Raw genomic sequence first — 23,311 nt, forward strand, 5'->3', positions numbered from 1 at the left:
CTATCATTTGCAACAAGTGGAATATATAATACTGCCTCAGAACCTATTTTCTCATGATTTGAGACACTTTAATGTCAGCCCAAAATCCAGCGCTTTCCGGTCGTATCGTCAAGACTTTTTTTTACTATGTACTACCTTCAATAGTCGGCTTAGTTGCAATAACAAGCGCCAACCTGATTGATGGCTTTTTTGTCGGCAACACCATAGGTACAGACGCTCTCGCTGCAATCACTCTAATGATCCCGTACTTCACCTTGTTGATAGCTATTGCCATCATGCTGGCAATAGGCGGGGCTGTGAGCGTAGGTAAAGCCATAGGTGAGAAAGATCCGAAAACAGCAAACGCCATCTTCAGCCAATCCCTTATTGCCGCTGTGGTTATTAACACTCTGTTAGCGCTGGGCAGCTTAGCCTTCAACGATTTACTTTTTGAAATACTCAATATTTCAGCCCAGGTTGCTGTATTAGCAAGGGAATATTTCGACGTCATTCGCTGGGTGTTCATTTTACAGTTAACCACAATGGTGCTGTATTATTTTGTACGTGCTGATGGCCATCCGATATTAGCCACATGTGCATTAGTAATCGGCGCTGTTCTCAATATTATTCTCGATGCCTGGTTTATCGTGTACTTGGAATTCGGATTAGCTGGGGCTGCTTATGCAACTGCAATAGCACAAGTTATACAATTTTTAGTATTGAGCCGTTATTTTTTTAGCAAGAAAAGAACACTTAAGTTCGAATTACAACAAAGAAACTGGAAACTACTTCTTAACTCAGCTTATAACGGTATATCAGAGTTTATAAACGAGATATCTGTTGGTATTATTTTTTTCATTCTAAATACTTTAATGATAATGCGGCTAGGCGTAGATGGTGTAGCGGCATTTACTCTGGTCAATTACTTCATTTTCTTAAGTGTCATGCTTAGTTATGGTTTAGCTGATGCACTTCATATCGTTGTCAGTCAAAATTTTGGCGCTCGGCACTTAACTAGAGTGAAATCTTTTTTGTCAATTGCAATATTAAGTACCATCTGCCTGGGTATCATAATCGTTGCGCTGCTCGTTTTTTGGCCAGAAACTGTTCTGAGTTGGTTTACCAATGAACAAGATCAGGAAATATCCCGAGTCAGCATGCAATTGCTGCCATTGTTGCTTCCACTATTTTTAATTAATGGGACTAACATCGTCTTAACCTGTTACTTAACAGCAATACACAAACCAAAACCTTCAGCTTTAGTTGCTATTAACCGCAGCTTATTATTCCCCGCCGTATTTTTGATTGCCTTTTATTATATGTTGCCCAGCTGGCACTTATTACCAGCAGCAATAAGTGATTTATCATTTATTGTTGCACTGCCATTAGCAGAATGGTGCACCTTTTTGTTGGCCGCCTATTTTTGCTACCAATACAGGCCTACGAAGCTGAAAGTAAATCAAACTTCAGTCTAAGTAACGCCAAGTGAGATACAGCTCTAAAACAATAGTAACAATTGTAAACTTACTTGCTGGTGAGAATGTGTATCATTATCATCTGGGTAAGTTCTTTTACTTAGTATCTCCAGGAGAATATCGTCATGCCATTCACCGCAAAAGAGCTGGCGGAAAAGGCTTCTTTTCAAGCATTTGCTAATGCATATATAAGAGAAGTTGACCCCGGTGTTTGGCATACAAGCTCTGATTGGCAATTACAAACTGGTGTGGCCCTTGAAGAAGAAAATGGTTATGCACTAGAACTTTATTTGAACGGAACTGGAGTTACACTTGCTTTAGAGGCTTCTTATCGTTCAATTGTCGGCCGACATGTATTTACTAAAAGCTATCGCAAATTAGCAAATCAATGGAATTGGCAACCCATAGATTTTACTTCTGCGATTATGATGTTAATAGATAACATTTATGCAAAAGATAATAACCAAAACAATAAGCCAAATACTCCAGCCAACAAAATAGAACTATTAAATCGCACTTTAGAAAGTCTTCAAATCATGCAGGATTATCTTACTAAGCGACTAGATGATCCTACACTTAATAGCTCCGATTATATTTGTTCTGAACAGTCTCTGTTATTTGGACATTGGCTTCATCCAACACCCAAGTCACGCCAAGGCATTCACTCTTGGCAACATGAAAAGTATACGCCGGAATTGAAATCTAAATTTCAATTACACTTTTTTGCCGTGTCAAAAGATCTTCTGGAGCAAGATTCTTTACTCGACGAGAGCGTTGAGGAAATTATCAATAATATATTAGGGGCCGATATCGATATTGATATCGATAAACAACTAATACCTGTACATCCCCTACAAGCACAGTGGCTGTTACACCAGGACTATGTTCAGCATTTACAACGTGACGGATTAATTGTCGACTTAGGTCTTATGGGTAAGATGTTTACGCCCACTTCTTCTGTCCGCACTTTGTACTGCAGTGAGCTGAATTATATGATTAAGCTCTCGATCCCTGTAAAAATAACTAATTCGCTAAGAAAAAATATGGCTCACGAATTAGATCCGGGATTAAATGTTGGAAAGTTGTTCTCATTAAGCAACTTCAAGCAAAAATTTCCACAGTTTGTTTTAATTGAAGATCCTGCCTTTATTACTGTTAAATTACCTAATATGCAGGAAACAGGCTTTGAAACTATTATACGGCAAAATCCATTCAGTAGAGATACAAACAGTCTAGAACTACCCACAGTTTCAATCGCTGCATTGGTACAAGACCCTATCTTATCCGGAACTCAGTCTAAATTAGCGCAGCAAGTTTTAAGCTTGGCTTCCAAGCAGGGCATTAGCGTAGAGGAAGCAGCGTTAAAATGGTTTAATTGTTATTGGCAATGTGCAATTGAACCAACAATTAGACTTTACGATAGTCAGGGTATTGGTTTAGAAGCTCATCAACAAAATTCTCTATTAACTATTTATGATGACTGTCCAATTAGATACTACTACCGAGACAATCAAGGTTTCTACTTGTCAGAAAAAATGCAGGATAAGTTGCTCGAAGCTGTACCTGAGTTGAGGAATAATCCTGACTTATTTTATCCTGACAATATGATTGCAGACCGGTTTGGATACTATCTTTTTGTCAATCAGTTATTCTCAATTATTGGCCGTATGGGACAAGATGACCTTATTGATGAGAATAAACTATTACAATTAAGTTACAGCAAGCTTAATTTTCTAAATTCTAGGGTACTGACAAGCGTCGGCAAAAACTTTACAGATAGATTATTTAATAATTCTAGTATTCCCTGCAAGGGAAACCTTCTAACTCGCGTTGAAGATGTTGATGAGCTGGAAGCGGAAAAAGAATTAGCTGTTTACACTAATATACGAAATCCTTTCTTCGACCTGCATCAAGAAAGCTTGACTACCCATAAGCAAGTTAACGAGGTGACTCTTGCTCACAGTTAACCCACAGCAGCATTTATCTCAACAAGACTTAGAAATCTCTCCTTATAAAAATTCTGACAGCCACTTAGCTGAAGAAAAAAGAGTGATTCGCCAGCTCTTGGAAGCATTGTTGTTCGAGCATCTTTGTGATTACTCTTATCATGATGGTTTTTTCTATTTTACATTAGGAAGATCTTTTTATCGTGCCTCAGGAAGAATTTCTGGTTTTAGTCGAATTAGAATCAATGCAGAAGAAATGTTTTTTTCTCAAAGAGATGAAATGCATGTAGATACAAAATTTCAGGCACAATGGATAAAAGATAAATCTCAAAGTATTGATTGGCAACCAATAACACTAAATGCCCTCATTGAGGACTTGCCTGCTTCTGTAGCAGTAAAGAAAAAGCTAGCGATTGAGCTCGAACAAACTGTTAAACTTTGCCAGTGGAACAATAAGCATTTAAACCGCCATATAAGCCGTCGTGAATTAACATATACCCAGTTAGAGTCTGCAATTGATGAAGGGCACCCTTATCATCCATGCTTCAAGGCACGAACTGGGTTTAGTGAGCTTGATCATAAACTTTATGGTCCAGAGTTTGGCAATAATTTTCAACTACATTGGTTGGCGATTAGACGATGCTATTTGAAGCGTCGATTTAACTCTGTAACTGAAAAAATATTTTGGGAAACTGAGCTTGGTGAACAATGTTACCAGCAGTTAAATACACAAATTAAAAATCTAACTTCCGATAGTACTGCATTTTCATTGATGCCTATCCATCCATGGCAGTGGAAGTTTTTAAAAGATAAACTTGAGCCCGCTATTGCTGATGGACAAGTATTTTACCTTGGAGAGGCTGGCGATCAATATCAAGCCAGCATTTCTATTCGTACATTATTAAATATTAGCCATCCTGAAAAAGCTAATATAAAACTACCTCTGAATATAATTAATACTTCTTCACTACGCACTATAGAAAGTCACACCATTTGTACTGCACCTGCTATATCAAACTGGTTAATACAAATTCTGGAGTCGGATAACTACCTGAAGCAAAATATGATTTTGCTGGCGGAGTACGCCGGAATAAGGCCTACAAATGATGGCACTGAACATCAGGAATGGATTGAGAATCTCGATGGTCAATTGGGTGTAATTTTTCGACAGAGCCTGCACTCATACTGTGATGAGAAAACTGTAATACCTTTTGTAGCCCTAAGTATAATAGAACAAGATGGCAGCCCTTTTATCGAGCCCTGGATTGCCGAATATGGTTGTCATAGTTGGCTGGAGAACCTGCTCGAAAAGGTGATTATTCCCATATGGCACTTACTAGTTCATCACGGTATTGCAATTGAGGCGCACGGGCAAAATATCTTATTGCAACATAAAGATGGTTGGCCTGAAAAAGTTATAGTGCGCGATTTTCATGAAAGCATGGAGTACGTTCACAATTACTTAGCACAACCGGAATTAGCGCCTACTTTTACTGACTTCGAGGAAGAATATAGTTTTGGCGGGCCAAACCAATATTATTGGATGGAAAGTGTCGAAGCTTTGCGCGAACTTTTAGTAGATACCTTATTGGTTTTTAATTTATCTGACTTGGCCGTATTACTTGAAGATTACTACCAATTTCCAGAAAGTGAATTCTGGAAATCAGTTTATCACAGCTTTAGAAAATATCAGCAATCAAACTTAACTGATCAAAAGCGCATAGCCCAAATCGATTTATTCCAACCGGAAATTAAAACCGAATCACTATTGGATAAGAAATTTCGCGGGAATCGTGAAACAGAATTTCATCATCACATAAGAAATCCGTTAGCAGACGCTGCTTTACATGATACCCAAAAGGAAACCTCCAAGACATCAATATCAGTGCCAGCAGTACCAGGAAAATCCTATGCTTACAATAAATGATAAGTTTTATAGTAAAGAAGACTTTAACGAGCAACAGCAGTCCTATGTCTCAATAAATACTATTAATGAGAGTAACGCTGTTGCGGTATGTGTTGAAGATAATTTTATTTGGTTGACTCTATGTTATTACTTAAAGTCAAAGAAAATATCTGCCATGCCTATCCACCCCAGTGTTCCAAAGGATACTGCAAAGCGTATGGCAGAAAAAGCTGGCTGCGAATTGCTGATTTATGGTGACTTAGCAGGATTAATTGAGCTACCGGCAACTAATTTGAATAAATCTGAAGCAGGTATTATTCAAATGAGCTCCGGCACCACAGGTGAGCCAAAATGCATATTGCGAAGCTGGGCGGATATTGATATTGAGGTAAAGAGTTATTGCCAGGCTTTCAGCGACCCGGACAGCATGACTCCAGTTGTCGCTTGTCCCGTTACCCATTCATATGGATTAATTTGTGGCGTAATGGTTGCTCTGAATCGGGGTCAGTCACCACTGATAATTAGCAATATCAATCCTAAATACCTTATCAAGAAGCTGCAGAGTTGTCAGCGTCCGCTTTTGTATTCTTCTCCGGTAATGTTGCAGGGATTATTACGTTTATGGCCGGCCAATAGCAAACTATTTGCTGCTATGACTTCAGGTTCCACTATGCCACAACAGGTATTTGAGCAGATTCAGGCACGTGTAGAAAACTTATATCAACAGTATGGATGCTCTGAAGCGGGCTGTATTAGTATAGGACAGGATTTATCTGCTGCTAACGATCAAGGAAAGCCATTACCTCATGTCGAAATTACCTGTGGTAATCTCGACAATAAACAGCAAGAGATAGTTGCTTATGTAAAAACTGCATCAGGAATTAAAACTGTTAAAACACAGGATGTCGGCTATTTGAGTGAAAATGGTCGGCTGCATTTTCTTGCACGAATGGATGACACAATCATCGTATCAGGGCTAAATGTATATCCTGCAGAAGTAGAAGATATCATACTTGAACACCCGCAAGTTAATGATGTAGTGGTATTTAAGATAGATGATCAATTTGCGGGCCAACGAGTTTGCCTACAGTATGTCGCTTCCCCAGCAATAGACCCCTCCGAACTACGCCAATGGTGCAGTCAACACTTAGCACTATTTCAAGTACCGCAAATATTACAGCCGGTCGATGAGATAATGCGAATGGCTAACAGTAAAGTGAACCGTAAGCAGATTGCGCTGAACTATCAACAGAACATACTAACCAGAACAAATAAAAGTAGTGAAGGAAAACAAGCTGAAAGAGCCAACTAGTAAGTAGGGGCTATCTATTGAGCAAACAAACAATATATTAATTATGCAAAAGACTGAAATAGTAGATTCGATTCAGAGCATACTTACTAATGAGTTGAATCTAACACATATAGAAGATGTTCAGCTTCACTCCAAGCTAAATGAAGATTTATACCTTGATTCCGTACTGATCCTGCAAGTACTTATTAGCTTGGAATTAAAGCTGGGAATTGATATACCCGATGAAGCCTTGAACTTGAAGGATTTTGATACAGTCGATAGCTTTAGTGAGTTTATATTAGGCCGGGTTAACTATAAGAGCGAGAATGGCGCTTCTCCCAAACATACCGATCCTCAAGAGAAATCAGGAGTCGAAATAGCTCCAGCAGAACAAGCTGAAGAGCAGACAGAAGAGTTTGAGGATATTAAAGTACATTGTTTTGTGAGTTGTCTATGCGAGTGTATCAAAGCAAATGATCATGTTGACCATAGACCATTTTATTTTGGTGTATGGGACGCCGATGTTGTAGTTGATAATGATTATTGTATCAACTATCACGCTGAGAATTTGAACCATGACTTCTTTCGAAACTGGTTCGAGAAAATTTATGGTGTCGAGGTAAAGTCCTGGTACAACCAAGGCTTATCCAAAAGCGACAATATTAACACCTTACTAACATTACTAGACAATAAATCTGCCAGTCAGAACATAATGGTAATGCTAGATATGTATAGGTTGCCAGAACGCGAAAATAAGTTTAACCAGAATCCATTCCCTCACTACGTAATGCTGGAAAATAGCCAAAATCCAGAAATGTTATTTATGTGGGATCCTGATTTTCGCTGGGAAGGAGAGCAAAATAAAAAACAAGTATTACACGCAATTGAGTCGGATGCTGTTGCTGGCGGTTATATCTTTGATAGCAGCCAAATTAAACCAAGCTCCAATCAGGCAATCCATGACTATTTTACTACCTGTTTGAACTTAAACAATAATCCGATGACGGATGCTGTGCGAAAAATTGTCAAGGCACATTTGGCTCCTGAAAGTCAGCTAAGCCCCTCTAATTTAAGCCGTGCTCTCACTCAGCTTCCCGTATTGGCTATTCGAAAGTATGCCTACGAACATGGCTTAGCATATTTTATGTTGCAGCTAAATTTGGATTTTGATGAATTTGAAACATGGTGCGACATTATTGAAGAGTTAGTTTCCACTTATAAGCAGATTCAATTTCGTTCTATGAAAATCGCGAATTACGCTACTGAAGGAAACTATCCATCCGAATCATCGACAGATATTAAAACAGAAATCATGCAGCTACTGGATCAACAAGATCAGCGAGAATTTAAAATCAAAGGTCAGCTACATACATTATTTCAACAATGGCAAAACCATGTAGCTATTACTAACAAAGAACGTTCCAATGAGGTGTGCATATGATTTTATCTATCTGTACAATCTCTTTTCGCCATCAACTGGTTTCAATTGATCATTTGGCAAAGTGGGCGAAGCATAATCATTTTCAGGGTATTGAATTGTGGGGAACTCACGCAAAAAACCTCGCCTCTCAACCAGAATATAATAAAGATTGGTTGGCGGACTACGGCCTAAAAATCACGATGTTAAGTGATTATTTAGCACTATATGCCACTGAAGCTGAGTTACATAAACAAGTAGAACATTTATGTTACTTAGCAAAACATTGGGGTGCTAAGAAAATTAGGACTTTTGCCGGCTCCGAGGCAAGCGCAAACACATCTGAGCATGGCTTTGCACGATTAACAAAGACGTTGCGCAAGGTCTGTCAATGGATGTCCCGACATGATCTCAACTTGATTATTGAAACACATCCCAATACATATGCGGATTCCGTCCCAGCAACAAAGCATTTATTACAGAGCGTTGCTTGTGACAACCTTCAAATCAATTTTGACGTACTCCATGTCTGGGAATCAAAAACTGAAGTGATCCCAGCTTTTGAGGCTTTAAAAGATAATATTAATCATATCCACTTAAAAAATGTAAGTTCTGCAGAATTCCTGAATGTGTTCTCGCCTGCTAATGTATATTCTGCTTCTGGCTCGCGGGAAGGTATTGTCCCGCTGTTTGATGGCGCTGTTAACTATCAGGAATTCGTAAGTCATATTAGTCAACATCCAGACAAGAGAGTCCGCAACATTGAAGCTTCACTGGAATGGTTTGGTGATGACTGTAAAGAAACACTAGCTAGAGATAGATACCTAATTCAACAACTTCAGCAGTGTCGCGAACCACTAGCCATTTAGTAAATTGGGTCTGCTAATTTCTAGGAAATCTGGCAGACCCAAACTATCAACTCTTAATCACGGTAAATTTTCGTTAAGTCTTGGTAATGATCGACACGTCTATCTCGCAAGTATGGCCAAATACGACGTACTTGTTCACTTTTCTCCATATCTATATTCGCAATTAGTATCTCACCATCACTTTCACTTGCACAGGCAAGTAGCTCGCCCTGTGGACCACAGATAAAGCTATTACCCCAGAAATCAATGCCGGCAGAACTTCCACTGGAATCACTTTCATGGCCCACACGATTACAACTAATAACTGGTACGCCATTCGCTACCGCGTGGGACCTTTGTACAATTTTCCAGGCTTCAAGTTGCCGTTGCTGCTCAGCCGCATCATCGCGCGGGTCCCACCCAATTGCGGTTGGGTAAATCAGTAATTCTGCTCCAGCCATTGCCATCAGTCGGGCAGCTTCAGGAAACCATTGATCCCAACAAACCAATATGCCCAACTTGCCAATGCTCGTATCTATAACTTCAAAGCCCAAATCACCAGGCGTGAAATAAAATTTTTCGTAAAATCCCGGATCGTCCGGAATATGCATTTTTCGATACTTTCCGGCAATAGAGCCATTTTTATCCAATACCACTGCAGTATTGTGATAAATACCTGCAGCACGCTTTTCAAATAAAGAGGTCACTATGACCACGCCGAGTTCTTTTGCAAGCCTTCCAAAATAATCCGTACTGGGTCCAGGGATCGTCTCAGCTAAATCGAATAAACTCACATCTTCTGACTGACAAAAATACAGACTACGATGCAACTCCTGCAGCACTACCAAATCAGCACCTTCACTCGCTGCGGCACGTATTCCCTGAGTTGACCTATCAATATTTTGTTGGCAATCAACAGTGTTATCTTGCTGAACAAGTGCCACTTTAACTATGTTACTCATTAATAAATTCGCTAGATTGTTTAATTTTAGATTAGATGCAAAAAATTTTTTTTAACGCCTAATTAGCCAAGAGGTTTTTCGGCAGCTGCATAGTTAAACAATGCAAACTACCGAACTGTTCGATAATGGGCCGGCAATTAACCGCAACTATCTGATGCTCCGGAAATGCCATCTGGAGAGTTTGTAACGCCTCAGTATCTTCTTCAACATCATATACAGGAGCTAGTACCGCATCATTGATAATTAGAAAGTTGGCATAAGTGGCAGGTAAACGCTCGCCACTTGCATTTGCTTGTCCGCTAGGCCATGGTAATTCCAGCAAATTAAATGGTTTCCCATCAAGCGAGCGCATTTGTACTAAACTCTGCTTCATTTTCTCAAGTTCATCAAAAAAACGATAACCACTTTCATTACAGCCCTGATAGACAATAGTTTGGCCAGGTGCGAACCGTGCAAGAGTGTCGATATGACTATCTGTATCATCGCCCTCTAATGCGCCATGATCCAGCCATAGAATATTCTTTGCACCTAACTCAGTTTTTAGCAGTCCCTCGATATCCGCTCTTGTCATGCGGTGGTTACGATTTTTATTTAGCAGACAGCGCTCAGTCGTTAAAAGGTTGCCCTTTTCATCAATATCTATTGCTCCACCTTCAAGAACGACGTCAATTTTCCGCCAATTACAGATACCCAATTGCTTAAACATTTCCTGGTTAATCTGATTGTCTAAATCAGCCGGGTATTTGCTTCCCCATCCATTAAACGTAAAATCGAGAGCAACAACTTCTCCTTGGCTGTTCACTACTGAAATTGGGCCATGATCTCTCGCCCAACTATCATTTGTGGCAACAATAACAAACTGAATATTCTGAATTATTACATTAGCCCCATGTAATAACTGGCTAATATGTATTTTTAAAACCTCATCATGACAAACGACTACCAGTTTTTGCCGAGCAGTTATAGCTTCGCAAATAGAAACATAAACCGCTTCTACTTCGCTTAGTATCGGTTTCCAATCAGTATCCGCATGGGGCCAAGTGAGCATTATTGCATCTTGCTTGGCCCATTCAGGTGGCAATCTATTTGACATAAGTTTTAATTACTTTATCTGATAGTTATTTTAAATTTACAGGGGTATTGAACCAGCACCAAATGATAATAATTATCATTACAATGATATAGAAAAATTCATTTCGCGCAAGTTTGGGCTCTGATTTAAATAGACTTTCGCACAGTTTTATCGTTTTCCAGATTTCATCTGGAAAACAATGCAAAGCCCTCTCAGTAAAGATTTTATTTATTTAGCATGCTCTAACTTCCTCCGAAACAATGCACTTGGCAATGTAACTAATAGATAGCGTTTTAAGAGCTGAAACAGGTCCGGCTGCACTTTGAGATTAATTACTGGATGGGAGCGAGGCACAGCTCTCCACCTGACTTTCAATAAAGCCATCTCAGCTATTCTCAACTATATCTGTTCTAATACGGGAAAGACTTGTTTACTGACATGTCAACATTGATTTCTCCGCTAGAAGCAAATCGCCGAGTCTCTTTAAAGGAATATCATGGCCTGGTTCTACTTAATACTCGCCGGACTATGCGAAATTGGTTGGGTGCTGGGACTGAAAATTTCACAGGGCAGTAACACCCGCCTTCTGGGTGTGGTTATGGCTGTGGTATTTATTGGGGTCAGTGGATTTCTTTTGTGGCTGGCGCAGCGGGAGATACCTATTGGTACTTCCTATGCGGTCTGGACAGGAATTGGTGCCGCCGGAGCCTTTGCGGTAGGGGTGCTGTTCTTTGGAGACTCCACCAGCCTTGGACGCTACCTGGGGGTTTTGCTCATTATCTTAGGCGTTGTCACGTTAAAACTTTCTCATTAATTGAGAAGCACCCGGGAAAATTCCCGGGCGCCAGTTCTATTAATCCTCTGAATATTTGTGTTTACGCGCCTGGTTTTGTACAGATCGATACATCTGGGATAGCGCTCTCTCCCCTGCCCGTTTCTGCGCGAGAGTTTGACCGTTACGGCTTAGTTCCTGTTGCAGTTTTTGCCAATTGCGCAAGCGCCGATCATCCAGCGAATCGCCCGTTATTGCCTCTTGTACCGCACAGCCTGGCTCTGACTGGTGCTGGCAGTCAGAAAAGCGACACTCTCTGGACAAGGCCTCGATATCAGAAAAAGTCTCCGCCACGCCATCTTCAACATGCACCAATCCTAGCTCCCGCATTCCAGGGCTATCGAGTAACAGCGCTCCCCAACTCAGGGAGTGAAGAGAGCGTTTCCGTGTAGTGTGACGTCCTTTACTATCGGCTTCGCGAATGGTCCCAGTCTCAGCCAGGGGTTCGCCATACAGCGCATTTAGCAAAGTGGATTTACCCACTCCAGAAGAACCTAACAGCGCGATAGTTTCCCCAGGTAAGCACCACTGGCGCAGCTGTGCCACGCTTTCTCGATCCAGGCTATTTACCATTGCAGCGGGTAATTCGCCGAATGGACGCAATGCCTGAAGAAAAGGGGCTGTATCTTCACACAGATCGGTCTTAGTCAGTATCAGGTGTGGGCTGCAACCAGACTCCCGAGCCAGAGCCAAATAGCGCTCGATACGTGAGAGGTTAAAGTCATCATTCAGAGACGAAACAATAAAAACACTATCGACATTGGCGGCGATCATCTGCACCTGATGCCCCCCAGGTGCCATGCGCTCAAACTGGCTGCTGCGGCTCAACAAACGCACGAAATATCCACTGCTCTTCTCTAACAACAGCCAATCCCCCACCGCGGGCAAATTAGCCACAAGACTCCCGGTTAGCGGAAGGGACACAGCCCCCTGCTCGCCGGCCAATTCCAGGCGACTGCGGTGTACAGCCATAATCCGCAGCGGCAAACACTGCTCGAGTTCTTCGAGCGTCAGCTGCTGTTGGAAAAAAGACTTCCAACCGAGTTTTTGTAGCGGAGAAGCTTCCCGCTCAATTTTGATAGATAGGGAATTAGTGCCGAATCTATTAACAGACCGGCGGGTAAAGTGAGATTTACTCAAGATTGAAACCCTCTGGGCGCAACAAAGCACCAAGCGACCGCAGATACGCGGCCAACAGAGCTTTCTCAGGGAAAGCCCGACGTCTAGGAATCTATCGCCGGGCGTGGGCAGCTGGAGGCTGCTACTGGACCCGACGGAGGGTTGTAACAATCATCAATCATCCTCCGCAGTCATTGAGTTCTGGATTCCGCCAAAGTACCTGGCGGGCTATGGGCAAATTAGCACTACCCGGGGATAGGAGCAAGGATAATCCCGGGAAGCCTCTTAGTAATTGCCCCGCCACAAAAAGCAAAGCCGGCAAAAGCCGGCCTTCGAATCCGATTACAGCGAGTGCATCACCTTTCTCGACTCACCATAACCCGATCAGTTGAGTATAGATCCGGCTTTTTCTTTCGCCATCGCGTTTACTCGAGAAGCATCTTCTCCTGCGGGTGTTTCCACCAAGTGACGAATTTATAAAGGTTTTATGACACCCCCAACCACCTCCCCCAGACCTCCACCTCCTCGGGGTGGGAGGCCGTCAATGCGTGACTACGATTCAATACCAACTGAGAGAACCGCAACAAGTACAAAAAAAATGGGAAGCGCTATGCCAACAACAAAATTCACAGGGCCCGGCACAAAGGCCGGGCTGATTCTGGGGGCAGTCTTCTGCTCCATCCAAATACCGGTGTGGGCATCTGACACACCAGACCCCACAGAGGTCAATATTCCCGGCAACCTACAAAGCCAACTGGGCTGCGATGGCGACTGGCAACCAGGTTGTGTCGCCACCCTGCTCAGCTATGACAGCGAAGACGACAAATGGCAAGGCAACTTTTGGATACCCGCCGGCAACTGGGAGTACAAAGCCGCTCTCAACAACAGCTGGGATGAAAATTATGGCTGGGGCGGCCAGCGGGACGGCGGTAATATTCCCCTTAGCCTGGATGAGGCCCGCGAAGTTAAATTTATCTACGACCACGAGAGTCACTGGATCACCGACAACCACAATAGCGTGGTCGCCACTGTAGCCGGCAACTTCCAATCCCTGCTGGGGTGCCCGGGAGACTGGCAACCCGGTTGCCTGCGCAGCTGGATGCAGGATGCCGATGGAGATAGCACCTACACCTTTATCACCTCAGCGCTTCCTGCCGGCTCCTATGAATTCAAGGTAGCCCTGCACGAAGGCTGGGAGGAGAGCTACGGCAACAATGGAGCCAACGTCAGCTTTACCGTGGCTGCCGATTACGATGAAATCTACTTTGCTTTTGACTCGAATAGTAAAGAAGTCACCGTCAGCAGTGATGGCTTCGCCAAGGGTGACCTGAGCAGCGATAAAGCTCACTGGGTGGATAGCAGCAGCTTTGCCTGGGATATCCAGGTGCAGGAAGGCACCAAGGTTAAATTGCACTACAGCAACACCGCCGAGCTAAAACTGGAGGACGGTGATATCCGTTCCGATGGCACCATCGATCTCACCCCTCTCGCCACCCTGCCCGACAGCGCCCAACAAAAATTCCCGCACCTGGCCAGTTTCAGTGCCTGGCAATTGCCGGGGCAGGCTTCCACTGGTGATCTGGTCACCCAGCAACTCGCCCTCGCCGCTTACGATGCGGAGGGCACGTTACTGGATGCGACTGGTGTGCAGATGGCAGGCGCGCTCGATGATCGCTTCTACTACGACGGTGAACTCGGTGCCCGTGTCGGCGAGGAGAATATCCAGCTCGATCTTTGGGCTCCCACCGCACGGGCAGTAAAGCTGCACCTGTTTACAGACTCCAGCAGCGATAGCGCCGATCAGGTGGTATCCATGCTGCGCGATGAATCTACCGGGGTTTGGAGTGCCGATATCGACAAGCAGTGGGACCGCAGCTTTTACCTCTATGAGGTCGAGGTGTATTCCTACTTCAGCCGTCAGATTGAAACCAACCTGGTCACCGACCCCTACTCCCTGAGTCTCTCCATCAATAGCGGCAAAAGCCAGATCATTAACCTGAATGACCGGGACCTGATGCCGCGCGGTTGGGACCGCCTGCGCAAGCCCAAGTTAACCCAGCCAGAAGATATCAGTGTCTACGAGCTGCACGTACGCGATTTCAGTATTGCGGATCAAACTGTCCCCGAAGCAGAGCGCGGCACCTTCAAGGCTCTCACCCGCAAGCACAGCGACGGCATGCGCCACCTCAATAAACTGGCCCGCGCCGGCCTCACCCATATCCACCTGCTGCCGGCCTTTGACTTTGCCACAGTCAATGAGGATCGCACGCAGCAGCAGCAAACCCCGGACCTCTCAGACTACGCATCGGACAGCAGCGAGCAGCAGGCCCAGGTAGATGCGATTCGCGATACCGATGGCTTTAACTGGGGCTACGATCCATTGCACTACACGGTCCCCGAAGGCAGCTATAGCAGCGCTCCCGATGGACCTGCGCGCATTCGCGAATTCCGTCAAATGGTGCAAGGGTTATCTCACTCCGGCCTGCGACTGGTGATGGACGTGGTTTACAACCACACCAGCTCCTATGGCCAATACGACAACTCCGTACTCGATAAAATCGTCCCCGGCTATTATCACCGCCGCAATCTGGAAGGCGGTGTGGAAATGAGCAGCTGCTGCGCCAATACCGCCAGTGAGCACGCCATGATGGAAAAGCTGATGATCGATTCCCTGGTCACCTGGGCCCGGGCCTATAAGGTGGACAGCTTCCGTTTCGATCTGATGGGACATCACAGCCTCGACAATATCCTCAAAGCGCAAGCGGCACTGCAATCACTGACCCCGGCAGCCGATGGTGTCGATGGCAGCGCTATCTATCTGTACGGCGAGGGCTGGAATTTTGGCGAGGTGGCTGACGATGCTCGCTTTGTACAGGCCCGCCAGGGCAATATGGCCGGCAGCGGTATCGGCACCTTTAACGATCGCCTGCGCGATTCCGTGCGTGGTGGCAACCCCTTCGGAGGCTTTGAGGAGCAGGGCTTTGGTACCGGTCTGTTCACCGACAGCAACGGTAAGTTTGAGGGAGAAGATGAGCGTGCCACACTGCTTACCCTGGCAGATAAAGTCCGCGTTTCCCTCGCCGGCAACCTGGCGGATTATCCTTTTGAAGATGCCAACGGCAATATCATTACCGGCAGCGAGCTGGTCTATAACGGCCAGCCCACCGGCTATACTGCCGACCCGCAGGAATCCATTAATTATATTGCCGCCCACGACAACGAGACGTTGTTCGACGGAGTACAGATCAAAGCCAGCGACAGCGCCGACTTGGCTGAACGAGTGCGTATCCAGGCATTCAGTAATTCCCTGGTTCTGTTCGCCCAGGGAGTGCCGTTTATCCACGCAGGCCAGGATTTCCTGCGCTCAAAGTCGATGGATCGCGACAGTTACAACTCCGGTGACTGGTTTAATGCACTGGACTTCAGCCTCGCCACCGATAATTGGGGTGCGGGTTTACCTATCGCAGATAAAAACGAAGATAACTGGTCCCTGATGCAACCTTTACTGGCAAACCCGGAACTGGCTCCCGAGCGCCGGCACCGCTTGTGGAGTTCTGCTCTATTCCGCGAGCAACTGGCGATTCGCAACAGCTCTCCCCTGTTCCGCTTGTCTGATGCAGAGTCCGTAGAGGCACACCTTAATTTCCTCAACACCGGACCCGACCAGATTCCTGGGCTGATTGTGATGGAGTTATCCGATTCCAATGGCAACATCGATCGCCGCTTTGAACGTATTGTGGTGCTATTTAATGGCGATGACGAATCATTGGAATTTACCAGCGAAAACCTTATTGGTGAGTACCTATTCAAGCACCCACGTCAGCGCCGATCAGTAGACTCACGCCTGCACAAAGTAAAATTTGATAAGAGCAGCGGCACCTTTACTCTGCCCGGCCGAACTACCACAGTATTTGTGCAGCCACGCCGTAGATATTAATTCTTTATAAATTTTAAAAGGCCGGATTTTCCGGCCTTTTTTTCATTTTTTAGAAACTAATTTCCCGGCTCTCACCAAGTAATCAGCTCGCAATTGTCATATTCCGCAGATTGATTTAGCGTGTACCTAAATAATAAATAGGTGTACAAATCATGAAGCGTCTCCTTCTCTGCGGCATCGCAACTCTTCTCTCATCCGCGACACTGGCAAAAACTACTGTTATCCATGCAGGCACACTCCTCGCCGTTCCCGGTGAGAAACCTTTGCAAGAGCAAAGTGTAATTATCGAGGACGGCAAGATCAGTGCTGTCAGATCCGGTTATGTAAGCCCGGATAACGCTGAAGTCATTGATCTTAAGAATAGTTTCGTAATGCCGGGCTTAATGGATATGCACGTGCATTTACAAGGTGAGCTGGGCCCTAAAAATGATACCGAGGCTCTCAAGATGTCCATGCCGCTGACCCAGATGCGCTCGCAAATGTTTGCCATGCGAACCCTGGAGTCTGGTTTTACCACTGTGCGCGATGCTGGTAACAGTGGTGAAGAAATGTATGCGATGCGCGATGCGATCAATAAAGGTTGGGTAGATGGCCCGCGAATTGTTGCAGCCGGCAGGGTGGGAATAACTGGTGGCCACGCAGATATCAGCGGGGTCAGTCCAGAGCTAATGGAGCTGCATGATGACAAGACCAAAACTGTATGCGACGGCCCCTACGAGTGCCGACGCGCGACCCGCCATGCGATCAAATATGGTGCTGACTTTATCAAGATTACCTCTACCGGTGGTGTGCTCACCGATCGCGCTACCGGAACTGGTCAGCAGATGGAAATGGATGAGTTAAAAGAGGTGGTCCTTGCAGCCAAACGTATGGGCCGCAAGGTGGCCAGTCATGCGCATCAGGAAGAAGGCATTATCGCCGCACTCGAGGCTGGTGTAGACAGTATTGAGCACGGCACCTACGCAGGTCCCCGCGCCCATAAGTTATTTAAAGAAACCGGCGCTTATCTGGTTCCGACACTTCTCGCCGGCGATACTGTGGTACAGCTGGCAAAAAATACCGATGTCTTATCTGAGGCTCAGAAGGAAAAAGCCATTCGTGTTGGCACAGACATGCGCGGCAATTTCCGTAAAGCGGTCAATGCCGGAGTAAAAATTGCTTTCGGTACCGACTCAGGTGTATCCAAGCACGGCATCAATGCCCGCGAGGCGGTACTGATGAGTGAAGCCGGTATGGACAATATGGCCATCCTGCAATCCGCTACCGTTAACGCCGCCGACCTGATCGATATGAGCGATTCACTGGGCACCATTGAGTCCGGTAAGTACGCCGATATTATCGCCACCGATGGCTCGCCACTGGATAATATCGATGAACTTTTAGATGTGGATTTTGTGATGAAAGGGGGCAAGGTCTTTAAGAATTAAAAGCTTCTGAAAAGTTTAATAGCGAAATTAAAATATTCGAACCCAGTTTTAATTAATTTCTACAAAATAAAAAAGGCCGGATAACTCCGGCCTTTTTTATTGGGGTGCTTCAAGAAAAGTGAAAGTTAGTTTTCCTCTTTTCCTTCTTCATCCTCATTTTCGATCAAGTGACCAAGTTTGCCTTTTTTGGTGGACAAATACTTGGCATTGTGGGGATTGCGTCCGGACTGGTGCGGCAGGCGCTCAGTCACATTGATGCCCAAGTCCTCCAGCGCTTTAACTTTGCGCGGGTTATTGGTCATCAAGCGAATGGCATGGATACCCAGGTGTTCGATCATTGCTTTCAGAATCGAGTAATCCCGCATATCGGCGCCAAAGCCCAACTGCTCATTGGCTTCCACCGTATCCGCACCACAATCCTGCAAGTGGTAAGCGCGAATCTTATTTAACAGACCGATACCTCGGCCCTCCTGGCGGAGATAGAAAATAGCTCCACGCCCCTCCATCGCTATGCGATGCATCGCATGTTGTAGCTGGGCACCACAATCACAGCGCAGGGAGAAAAGTGCATCTCCGGTCAGGCACTCAGAATGAATACGGGCCAACAGAGGCTCTTCGGTATCGAAGTCACCCATGGTGAGTACCACGTGCTCTTTTCCGGTTTCCACTTCCTCGAAACCGTGCATCTCAAACATACCCCAAGAGGTGGGCAATTTTGAGGATTCCACAAAACGAATGGTCAACTTAATACCTCTTTAAATCAGTGTCGAGCGCGCAGTAGCAGCACGCCGCCCTGCTGTTCCATATCAACCCGACTGAGAAAACTATTGCCGAGAAGCACTACGCTGGGAAAATCATCGGAGTGTACAGTCGCATCAACATTGTGAAGCTTGATTCCGCCAATGGTTACACTGTTCAAGCTCACTTTGTAAGCCCTGGTAACTCCATTGGCAGTGGAAACCCGTATTTCTTGTGCAGTATCCAAATTCAAACCGAGACGGCGAGCGGTGGGATAATTGAAGGCAATGCTGGTAGCACCGGTATCCACCATCATCGGCACTCTCAAACCATTAACCCAGGCATCCGTCATGTAATGACCCCGGCTATCAGCGGAAAGCCGTACTTCAGCTTTTGCCGCCTTGGCAAAACTGGTTGCGATAGGAGCTGCCAAGGTCAGCTTTTGCTCCTGCCCAGCAACACTGATCCGTGCATAACGAGTAGTCGCTTCCAACAGGGTGACGCCCTCTGGGGATTTTTGTCCCGCCTTAAGGATTTTCTGGCGGCCATCAATCTCCAGCATGGCGCTATCGCCAAACAGACCTTTTAGCTGCACCTGCTGAGCATTGACATTCAGTGCAAATAAAAAGCTAACTACAAATGCAAAATAGCTGCGCATTGATCTTCCCTATCCAACCTAGACACCCAGTACCCATGCGGTTAATTGCAGCACCAGTGACGCGTAAACGGCGGCCAGTATATCGTCGAGCATAATTCCAACGCCACCTTGCACCTTGCGATCAGCCCAACCAATGGGCGGGGGCTTGGCAATATCAAATATCCGGAAGAGGACAAAGCCGTACAGTGCCCAAGCCCAACCTGCAGGAGCCATAAACATGGTGAGCCAGTAGCCCACCATTTCATCCCAAACAATACCGCCGTGATCGTGAACTCCCATTTTCTTAGCAGCTGCACCACATAGATAGCAACCTACCACACCAGTAACAAACACAATGGCCAGATACCAGAATGGAGGCAAATCCTTCATCAACCACCAAAAAGGAATCGCTGCCAGGGTACCAAACGTACCCGGCGCTTTGGGTGCCAGCCCGGAGCCGAACCCAAATGCCAACAGTAGGGTGGGATCGCGCAACAGCTGGGAAAATGTCGGGTTGTTAATGCTCATGTTATTGAATTCTCACAAAGGCACTATGGTCTACACAATGACTTAAAAGTGCCTATAGCCTGGCGATTGAGCAACCCAGGGGTTCCCGTGATAGGAGCAGCGTACCTGCGGCTCCCCCTCAACGAGTTTCCCTATGGGTGTGAAACCCAGCTGACGAACTTGATCAACAGCGGCTGCCGGTGCAGTAAAACAGAGCTGATAGTCATCCCCTCCACAGGCCGCCAGCTCTACGGCGGTATCAGCTGCCAATCGATTGGCCAGGGGTGCTATGGGCAGAGATTCCAGGTTTATTTCTGCTGCCACACCGCTCGCTTTGCAGATATGGCCCAGATCCCCCAATAATCCGTCGGAAATATCCAACGCACTGGTAGCAATGCCTGCAATCGCGCTGGCGGTTTCTAATTGCGGCTCGGGAAAATAGAAAGCCTGCTCCGCCTCCCGCCGCACTGACTCAGTCACATTCCGCTCTGCCAAAATAACGGGCAGGGCTGCTGCGGCAGCGCCCAGTGGGCCGCTCACATAAATATTGTCGCCGACAGAAGCGCCGTCCCGCCGGAGGGGCTTTTCGGTATGGCCGATCACCTGAATCGTAATGGACAAGGGGCCAGCGGTAGTGTCGCCACCCACAAGGGAAACCCCAAACTTGCCAGCAGTTTCCAGTAGGCCACTGGCGAATTTCTCCAGCCAAACGGAGTCGCTATCGGGTAAGGTCAGGGCAAGGGTAAACCAGAGGGGGCGGGCATTCATTGCCGCCAGATCACTGATATTCACACGCAGTGCACGACACGCAACCATGAATGGGTCAGCACCTGCGGGGAAGTGACGGCCTGCTACCAGGGTGTCCATAGAAGTGGCCAACTGCCCGCTGACAGGTGCTTGCAATAGCGCGCAGTCATCGCCAATCCCCAGGGCTACACCTTCGCCCTGGGGAGCGCGGGCGAAGTAATCGCGGATGATCTCAAACTCCCCCGGCGCTTTAGACATAATTGCTGGCTCAGCCCTTCTTGTCTGCGGCTACCTCTGCCGAGCGCAGGTCCGCAGCGGTCTTATCCAAAATGCCGTTGATAAACTTGAAGGCATCGGTGGGACCAAATTTTTTCGCCAGGGCCACCGCCTCATTAATGACAACCTTGTAAGGTACATCGATACGGTTTTTCAGCTCGTAAGTGGCCATGCGCAACAGCGCGCGGGATACAGGGTCCAGGTCCTCCACTTTGCGATCCAGGTGCGACGTGTAAGCGCCCTCTACCTCATCAAGGTTTTTCGCTACGCCGTGGAAAATATCGCGAAAATATTCCACGTCGGTTTTGCTCATATCATTATCGGCGTGAAACTCGGCCTCAATGGAATTGAGGCTGGCGCCGGCCATCTGCCACTGATAGAGCGCCTGCATGGCGTAGTGACGTGCCTTACGGCGGGCGGATGCAGTTACGGTCATTGTCTTTTCCGGTAGATACTTCACAGAATGGGCTGCACCGGCACACCTTTTGTGCCGGCGCGCCGGCAATTAAATCTTGCCGAGTAGGGAAACCATTTCCAGGGCGGTTTCGGCAGCTTCACAACCTTTGTTACCAGCCTTGGTGCCTGAGCGTTCGATAGCCTGCTCAATGGAGTCCACTGTCAGCACGCCAAAAGTGACGGGAATACCAGTATTCATGGATACCTGAGCCAGGCCTTTGGTGCACTCGCCAGCCACATACTCAAAGTGCGGGGTGCCACCACGGATAACCGCACCCAGGGCAATAATGGCATCGAACTTTTTAGTCTCAGCCAACTTCTGTGCCGCCAGGGGAAATTCGAATGCGCCCGGGGCGTAGTAGATAGTGATATCTTCATCCTTGATACCCTTGCGGCGCAGGGTGTCCAGTGCACCATCCTTTAGGCTTTCAACCACAAAGCTGTTCCAGCGGCTCACCAACAGTGCGTATTTGCCCGTACTGCCGACAAAGTCCCCTTCGATCACTTGAATATTGCTCATAATTTTCAATCCGTATTTCTTGTCCATCGCCGCCGCTATCAGGACAGTAGCGGCGCTTCAGTATTGTTACTCTTTTATTAGGGTTGCGGCGCCTCTACGTTCAGGTATTCCTCTACTTCGAGATCAAACCCGGAAATAGCACTGAACTTGAACGGTGCGCTCATCAGGCGCATTTTGCGCACCTTGAGATCCCGCAGAATTTGCGAACCGGTACCTACCTGCTTGTACACCAGGTCCTGGCTGGGGCGCTGTTGCTTGCCGCTGATCAGCCAATCAATACTCTCTTCGATTTCTTCGGTGGTTTCGTTGTGGCAGATCAGTACCACAACACCCTTGCCCTCTTCTTCAATACGCTGCATCGCGCGACGGAAGGTCCACGGGGTGAATTTTTCATCGCCGCGCTGAATCGTAAGCACATCGCGCAGAGTATTTCCCACATGCACACGAACCAGGGTCGGCTCTTCTGGGGTGGGGTCGCCTTTAACAAAGGCAAAGTGGCGCTCGCGGCGGGCCTTATCGAGATAAGTGCGCAGCTTGAACTCACCGAACTCGGTGCGCACCTTGCGCTCATTAACGCACTCAACGGTTTTCTCATTCAGGGCGCGATAGGTAATCAGGTCGGCGATAGTGCCGATCTTCAGGTTGTGCTCTTTCGCGAACTTTTCCAGGTCCGGGCGGCGGGACATGGTGCCGTCTTCATTCATAATCTCAACAATCACCGCAGCCGCCTCAAAACCCGCCAGGCGGGCCAGGTCGCAACCGGCTTCGGTGTGGCCTGCGCGGCTTAATACACCGCCGGGCTGGGCCATAATGGGGAAAATATGGCCGGGCTGTACAATATCGCTGGGCTTGGCATTTCTGGCCACAGCGGCGCGAACCGTGCGCGCGCGATCGGCGGCGGAAATACCGGTGGTGACACCCTCTGCCGCCTCAATGGATACGGTGAAGTTGGTGCTGAACTGGGCTCCGTTGTCCCGCGACATCAGCGGCAGGTCCAACTGCTCACAGCGCTCTTTGGACATGGGCATACAAATCAGGCCACGGGCATGAGTGGCCATAAAGTTGATGTCTTCAGCGCGAATCTGCTCCGCAGCCATCACCAGGTCGCCCTCGTTCTCGCGATCTTCATCATCCATCAGGATTACCATTTTGCCCTGGCGGATATCGTCGATCAGTTCTTCAACCGTATTTAGTTCCATGGTTAACTCTGGATAAATTT

General features: G+C 46.6%; 19 protein-coding genes. 9 read left to right on the forward strand and 10 right to left on the reverse strand.

Annotated features, from left to right (window positions below; genetic code table 11):
- Positions 1–71: 71 nt before the first annotated feature.
- From ACJJIM_RS17085 to ACJJIM_RS17110, 6 genes are all read left to right on the forward strand, one after another.
- Positions 72–1,454 carry an MATE family efflux transporter gene (locus tag ACJJIM_RS17085; RefSeq protein WP_444911550.1) on the forward strand — a complete coding sequence of 461 codons (1,383 nt, stop codon included), beginning with the start codon at positions 72–74 and terminating at the stop codon, positions 1,452–1,454.
- A gap of 125 nt (positions 1,455–1,579) precedes the next feature.
- Entirely contained in the window at positions 1,580–3,421 is a 1,842-nt protein-coding gene (locus ACJJIM_RS17090) for an IucA/IucC family protein (protein ID WP_444911551.1), read from the forward strand.
- Positions 3,408–5,327, forward strand: coding sequence for an IucA/IucC family protein (locus tag ACJJIM_RS17095; RefSeq protein ID WP_444911552.1), 1,920 nt, complete (start codon positions 3,408–3,410; stop codon positions 5,325–5,327). Before ACJJIM_RS17090 ends, ACJJIM_RS17095 begins: the two co-directional genes overlap by 14 nt.
- Positions 5,311–6,618, forward strand: coding sequence for an AMP-binding protein (locus ACJJIM_RS17100; protein WP_444911553.1), 1,308 nt, complete (start codon positions 5,311–5,313; stop codon positions 6,616–6,618). Before ACJJIM_RS17095 ends, ACJJIM_RS17100 begins: the two co-directional genes overlap by 17 nt.
- A gap of 43 nt (positions 6,619–6,661) precedes the next feature.
- The gene (locus ACJJIM_RS17105; protein ID WP_413663375.1) at positions 6,662–8,038 is read left to right on the forward strand and encodes a DUF6005 family protein; all 1,377 of its coding nucleotides are present in this window, start codon (positions 6,662–6,664) and stop codon (positions 8,036–8,038) included.
- Positions 8,035–8,883, forward strand: a complete 849-nt coding sequence (locus tag ACJJIM_RS17110) for a sugar phosphate isomerase/epimerase family protein (RefSeq protein WP_444911554.1) — start codon at positions 8,035–8,037, stop codon at positions 8,881–8,883. Before ACJJIM_RS17105 ends, ACJJIM_RS17110 begins: the two co-directional genes overlap by 4 nt.
- Before the next feature lie 53 nt (positions 8,884–8,936).
- On the opposite strand, the gene ACJJIM_RS17115 is transcribed toward ACJJIM_RS17110, so the two are convergent.
- Positions 8,937–9,824: a carbon-nitrogen hydrolase gene (locus tag ACJJIM_RS17115; protein ID WP_413663377.1), complete on the reverse strand. Its 888-nt coding sequence runs from the start codon at positions 9,822–9,824 to the stop codon at positions 8,937–8,939.
- Positions 9,825–9,882: 58 nt separating this feature from the next.
- Positions 9,883–10,917, reverse strand: a complete 1,035-nt coding sequence (locus ACJJIM_RS17120) for an agmatine deiminase family protein (protein ID WP_413663378.1) — start codon at positions 10,915–10,917, stop codon at positions 9,883–9,885.
- Between the two features lie 475 nt (positions 10,918–11,392).
- Between ACJJIM_RS17120 and ACJJIM_RS17125 the strand changes: the two genes are divergently transcribed.
- Positions 11,393–11,710 (forward strand): DMT family transporter, encoded by a 318-nt coding sequence (locus ACJJIM_RS17125; protein WP_108734565.1) that lies wholly within the window; start codon positions 11,393–11,395, stop codon positions 11,708–11,710.
- A 39-nt stretch (positions 11,711–11,749) separates the two neighbouring features.
- On the opposite strand, the gene rsgA is transcribed toward ACJJIM_RS17125, so the two are convergent.
- On the reverse strand, positions 11,750–12,868 hold the full coding sequence (rsgA, locus tag ACJJIM_RS17130) for a ribosome small subunit-dependent GTPase A (RefSeq protein ID WP_413663379.1): 1,119 nt from the start codon (positions 12,866–12,868) through the stop codon (positions 11,750–11,752).
- A 589-nt stretch (positions 12,869–13,457) separates the two neighbouring features.
- On the opposite strand from rsgA, the gene pulA reads away from it, so the two are divergent.
- The gene (gene pulA / locus ACJJIM_RS17135) at positions 13,458–16,784 is read left to right on the forward strand and encodes a pullulanase-type alpha-1,6-glucosidase (RefSeq protein ID WP_444911555.1); all 3,327 of its coding nucleotides are present in this window, start codon (positions 13,458–13,460) and stop codon (positions 16,782–16,784) included.
- A 152-nt stretch (positions 16,785–16,936) separates the two neighbouring features.
- The gene (locus tag ACJJIM_RS17140; RefSeq protein WP_413663381.1) at positions 16,937–18,211 is read left to right on the forward strand and encodes an amidohydrolase family protein; all 1,275 of its coding nucleotides are present in this window, start codon (positions 16,937–16,939) and stop codon (positions 18,209–18,211) included.
- A gap of 125 nt (positions 18,212–18,336) precedes the next feature.
- On the opposite strand, the gene ribA is transcribed toward ACJJIM_RS17140, so the two are convergent.
- The 7 genes from ribA to ribBA form a co-directional block, all read right to left on the reverse strand.
- Positions 18,337–18,954: a GTP cyclohydrolase II gene (ribA, locus tag ACJJIM_RS17145; protein WP_108734569.1), complete on the reverse strand. Its 618-nt coding sequence runs from the start codon at positions 18,952–18,954 to the stop codon at positions 18,337–18,339.
- Between the two features lie 17 nt (positions 18,955–18,971).
- Complete coding sequence (locus tag ACJJIM_RS17150; protein WP_413663382.1) at positions 18,972–19,607, reverse strand: retropepsin-like aspartic protease family protein; 636 nt, start codon at positions 19,605–19,607, stop codon at positions 18,972–18,974.
- An 18-nt stretch (positions 19,608–19,625) separates the two neighbouring features.
- Entirely contained in the window at positions 19,626–20,114 is a 489-nt protein-coding gene (locus tag ACJJIM_RS17155; RefSeq protein ID WP_413663383.1) for a phosphatidylglycerophosphatase A family protein, read from the reverse strand.
- A gap of 42 nt (positions 20,115–20,156) precedes the next feature.
- Positions 20,157–21,098 carry a thiamine-phosphate kinase gene (gene thiL / locus ACJJIM_RS17160; protein ID WP_413663384.1) on the reverse strand — a complete coding sequence of 314 codons (942 nt, stop codon included), beginning with the start codon at positions 21,096–21,098 and terminating at the stop codon, positions 20,157–20,159.
- 10 nt (positions 21,099–21,108) lie between these two features.
- Positions 21,109–21,552: a transcription antitermination factor NusB gene (nusB, locus tag ACJJIM_RS17165; protein ID WP_282931196.1), complete on the reverse strand. Its 444-nt coding sequence runs from the start codon at positions 21,550–21,552 to the stop codon at positions 21,109–21,111.
- 69 nt (positions 21,553–21,621) lie between these two features.
- Positions 21,622–22,092 carry a 6,7-dimethyl-8-ribityllumazine synthase gene (ribH, locus tag ACJJIM_RS17170; RefSeq protein ID WP_108735355.1) on the reverse strand — a complete coding sequence of 157 codons (471 nt, stop codon included), beginning with the start codon at positions 22,090–22,092 and terminating at the stop codon, positions 21,622–21,624.
- A 77-nt stretch (positions 22,093–22,169) separates the two neighbouring features.
- Positions 22,170–23,291, reverse strand: a complete 1,122-nt coding sequence (ribBA, locus tag ACJJIM_RS17175) for a bifunctional 3,4-dihydroxy-2-butanone-4-phosphate synthase/GTP cyclohydrolase II (RefSeq protein ID WP_413663385.1) — start codon at positions 23,289–23,291, stop codon at positions 22,170–22,172.
- Positions 23,292–23,311 lie beyond the last annotated feature (20 nt).

Source organism: Microbulbifer maximicatervae (SeqCode) (assembly GCF_052467615.1).

Bases quoted from the DNA above. Each gene is read 5' to 3' on its own strand.
- thiL (WP_413663384.1), bottom strand. From the start codon at position 21,098: ATGTCTAAAGCGCCGGGGGAGTTTGAGATCATCCGCGATTACTTCGCC.
- ACJJIM_RS17090 (WP_444911551.1), top strand. From the start codon at position 1,580: ATGCCATTCACCGCAAAAGAGCTGGCGGAAAAGGCTTCTTTTCAAGCA.
- pulA (WP_444911555.1), top strand. From the start codon at position 13,458: ATGCCAACAACAAAATTCACAGGGCCCGGCACAAAGGCCGGGCTGATT.
- ACJJIM_RS17150 (WP_413663382.1), bottom strand. From the start codon at position 19,607: ATGCGCAGCTATTTTGCATTTGTAGTTAGCTTTTTATTTGCACTGAAT.
- ACJJIM_RS17085 (WP_444911550.1), top strand. From the start codon at position 72: ATGTCAGCCCAAAATCCAGCGCTTTCCGGTCGTATCGTCAAGACTTTT.
- ACJJIM_RS17125 (WP_108734565.1), top strand. From the start codon at position 11,393: ATGGCCTGGTTCTACTTAATACTCGCCGGACTATGCGAAATTGGTTGG.
- ACJJIM_RS17105 (WP_413663375.1), top strand. From the start codon at position 6,662: ATGCAAAAGACTGAAATAGTAGATTCGATTCAGAGCATACTTACTAAT.
- ribBA (WP_413663385.1), bottom strand. From the start codon at position 23,291: ATGGAACTAAATACGGTTGAAGAACTGATCGACGATATCCGCCAGGGC.
- ACJJIM_RS17155 (WP_413663383.1), bottom strand. From the start codon at position 20,114: ATGAGCATTAACAACCCGACATTTTCCCAGCTGTTGCGCGATCCCACC.
- ACJJIM_RS17100 (WP_444911553.1), top strand. From the start codon at position 5,311: ATGCTTACAATAAATGATAAGTTTTATAGTAAAGAAGACTTTAACGAG.
- ribH (WP_108735355.1), bottom strand. From the start codon at position 22,092: ATGAGCAATATTCAAGTGATCGAAGGGGACTTTGTCGGCAGTACGGGC.
- ACJJIM_RS17110 (WP_444911554.1), top strand. From the start codon at position 8,035: ATGATTTTATCTATCTGTACAATCTCTTTTCGCCATCAACTGGTTTCA.
- ACJJIM_RS17115 (WP_413663377.1), bottom strand. From the start codon at position 9,824: ATGAGTAACATAGTTAAAGTGGCACTTGTTCAGCAAGATAACACTGTT.
- nusB (WP_282931196.1), bottom strand. From the start codon at position 21,552: ATGACCGTAACTGCATCCGCCCGCCGTAAGGCACGTCACTACGCCATG.
- ACJJIM_RS17140 (WP_413663381.1), top strand. From the start codon at position 16,937: ATGAAGCGTCTCCTTCTCTGCGGCATCGCAACTCTTCTCTCATCCGCG.
- ACJJIM_RS17120 (WP_413663378.1), bottom strand. From the start codon at position 10,917: ATGTCAAATAGATTGCCACCTGAATGGGCCAAGCAAGATGCAATAATG.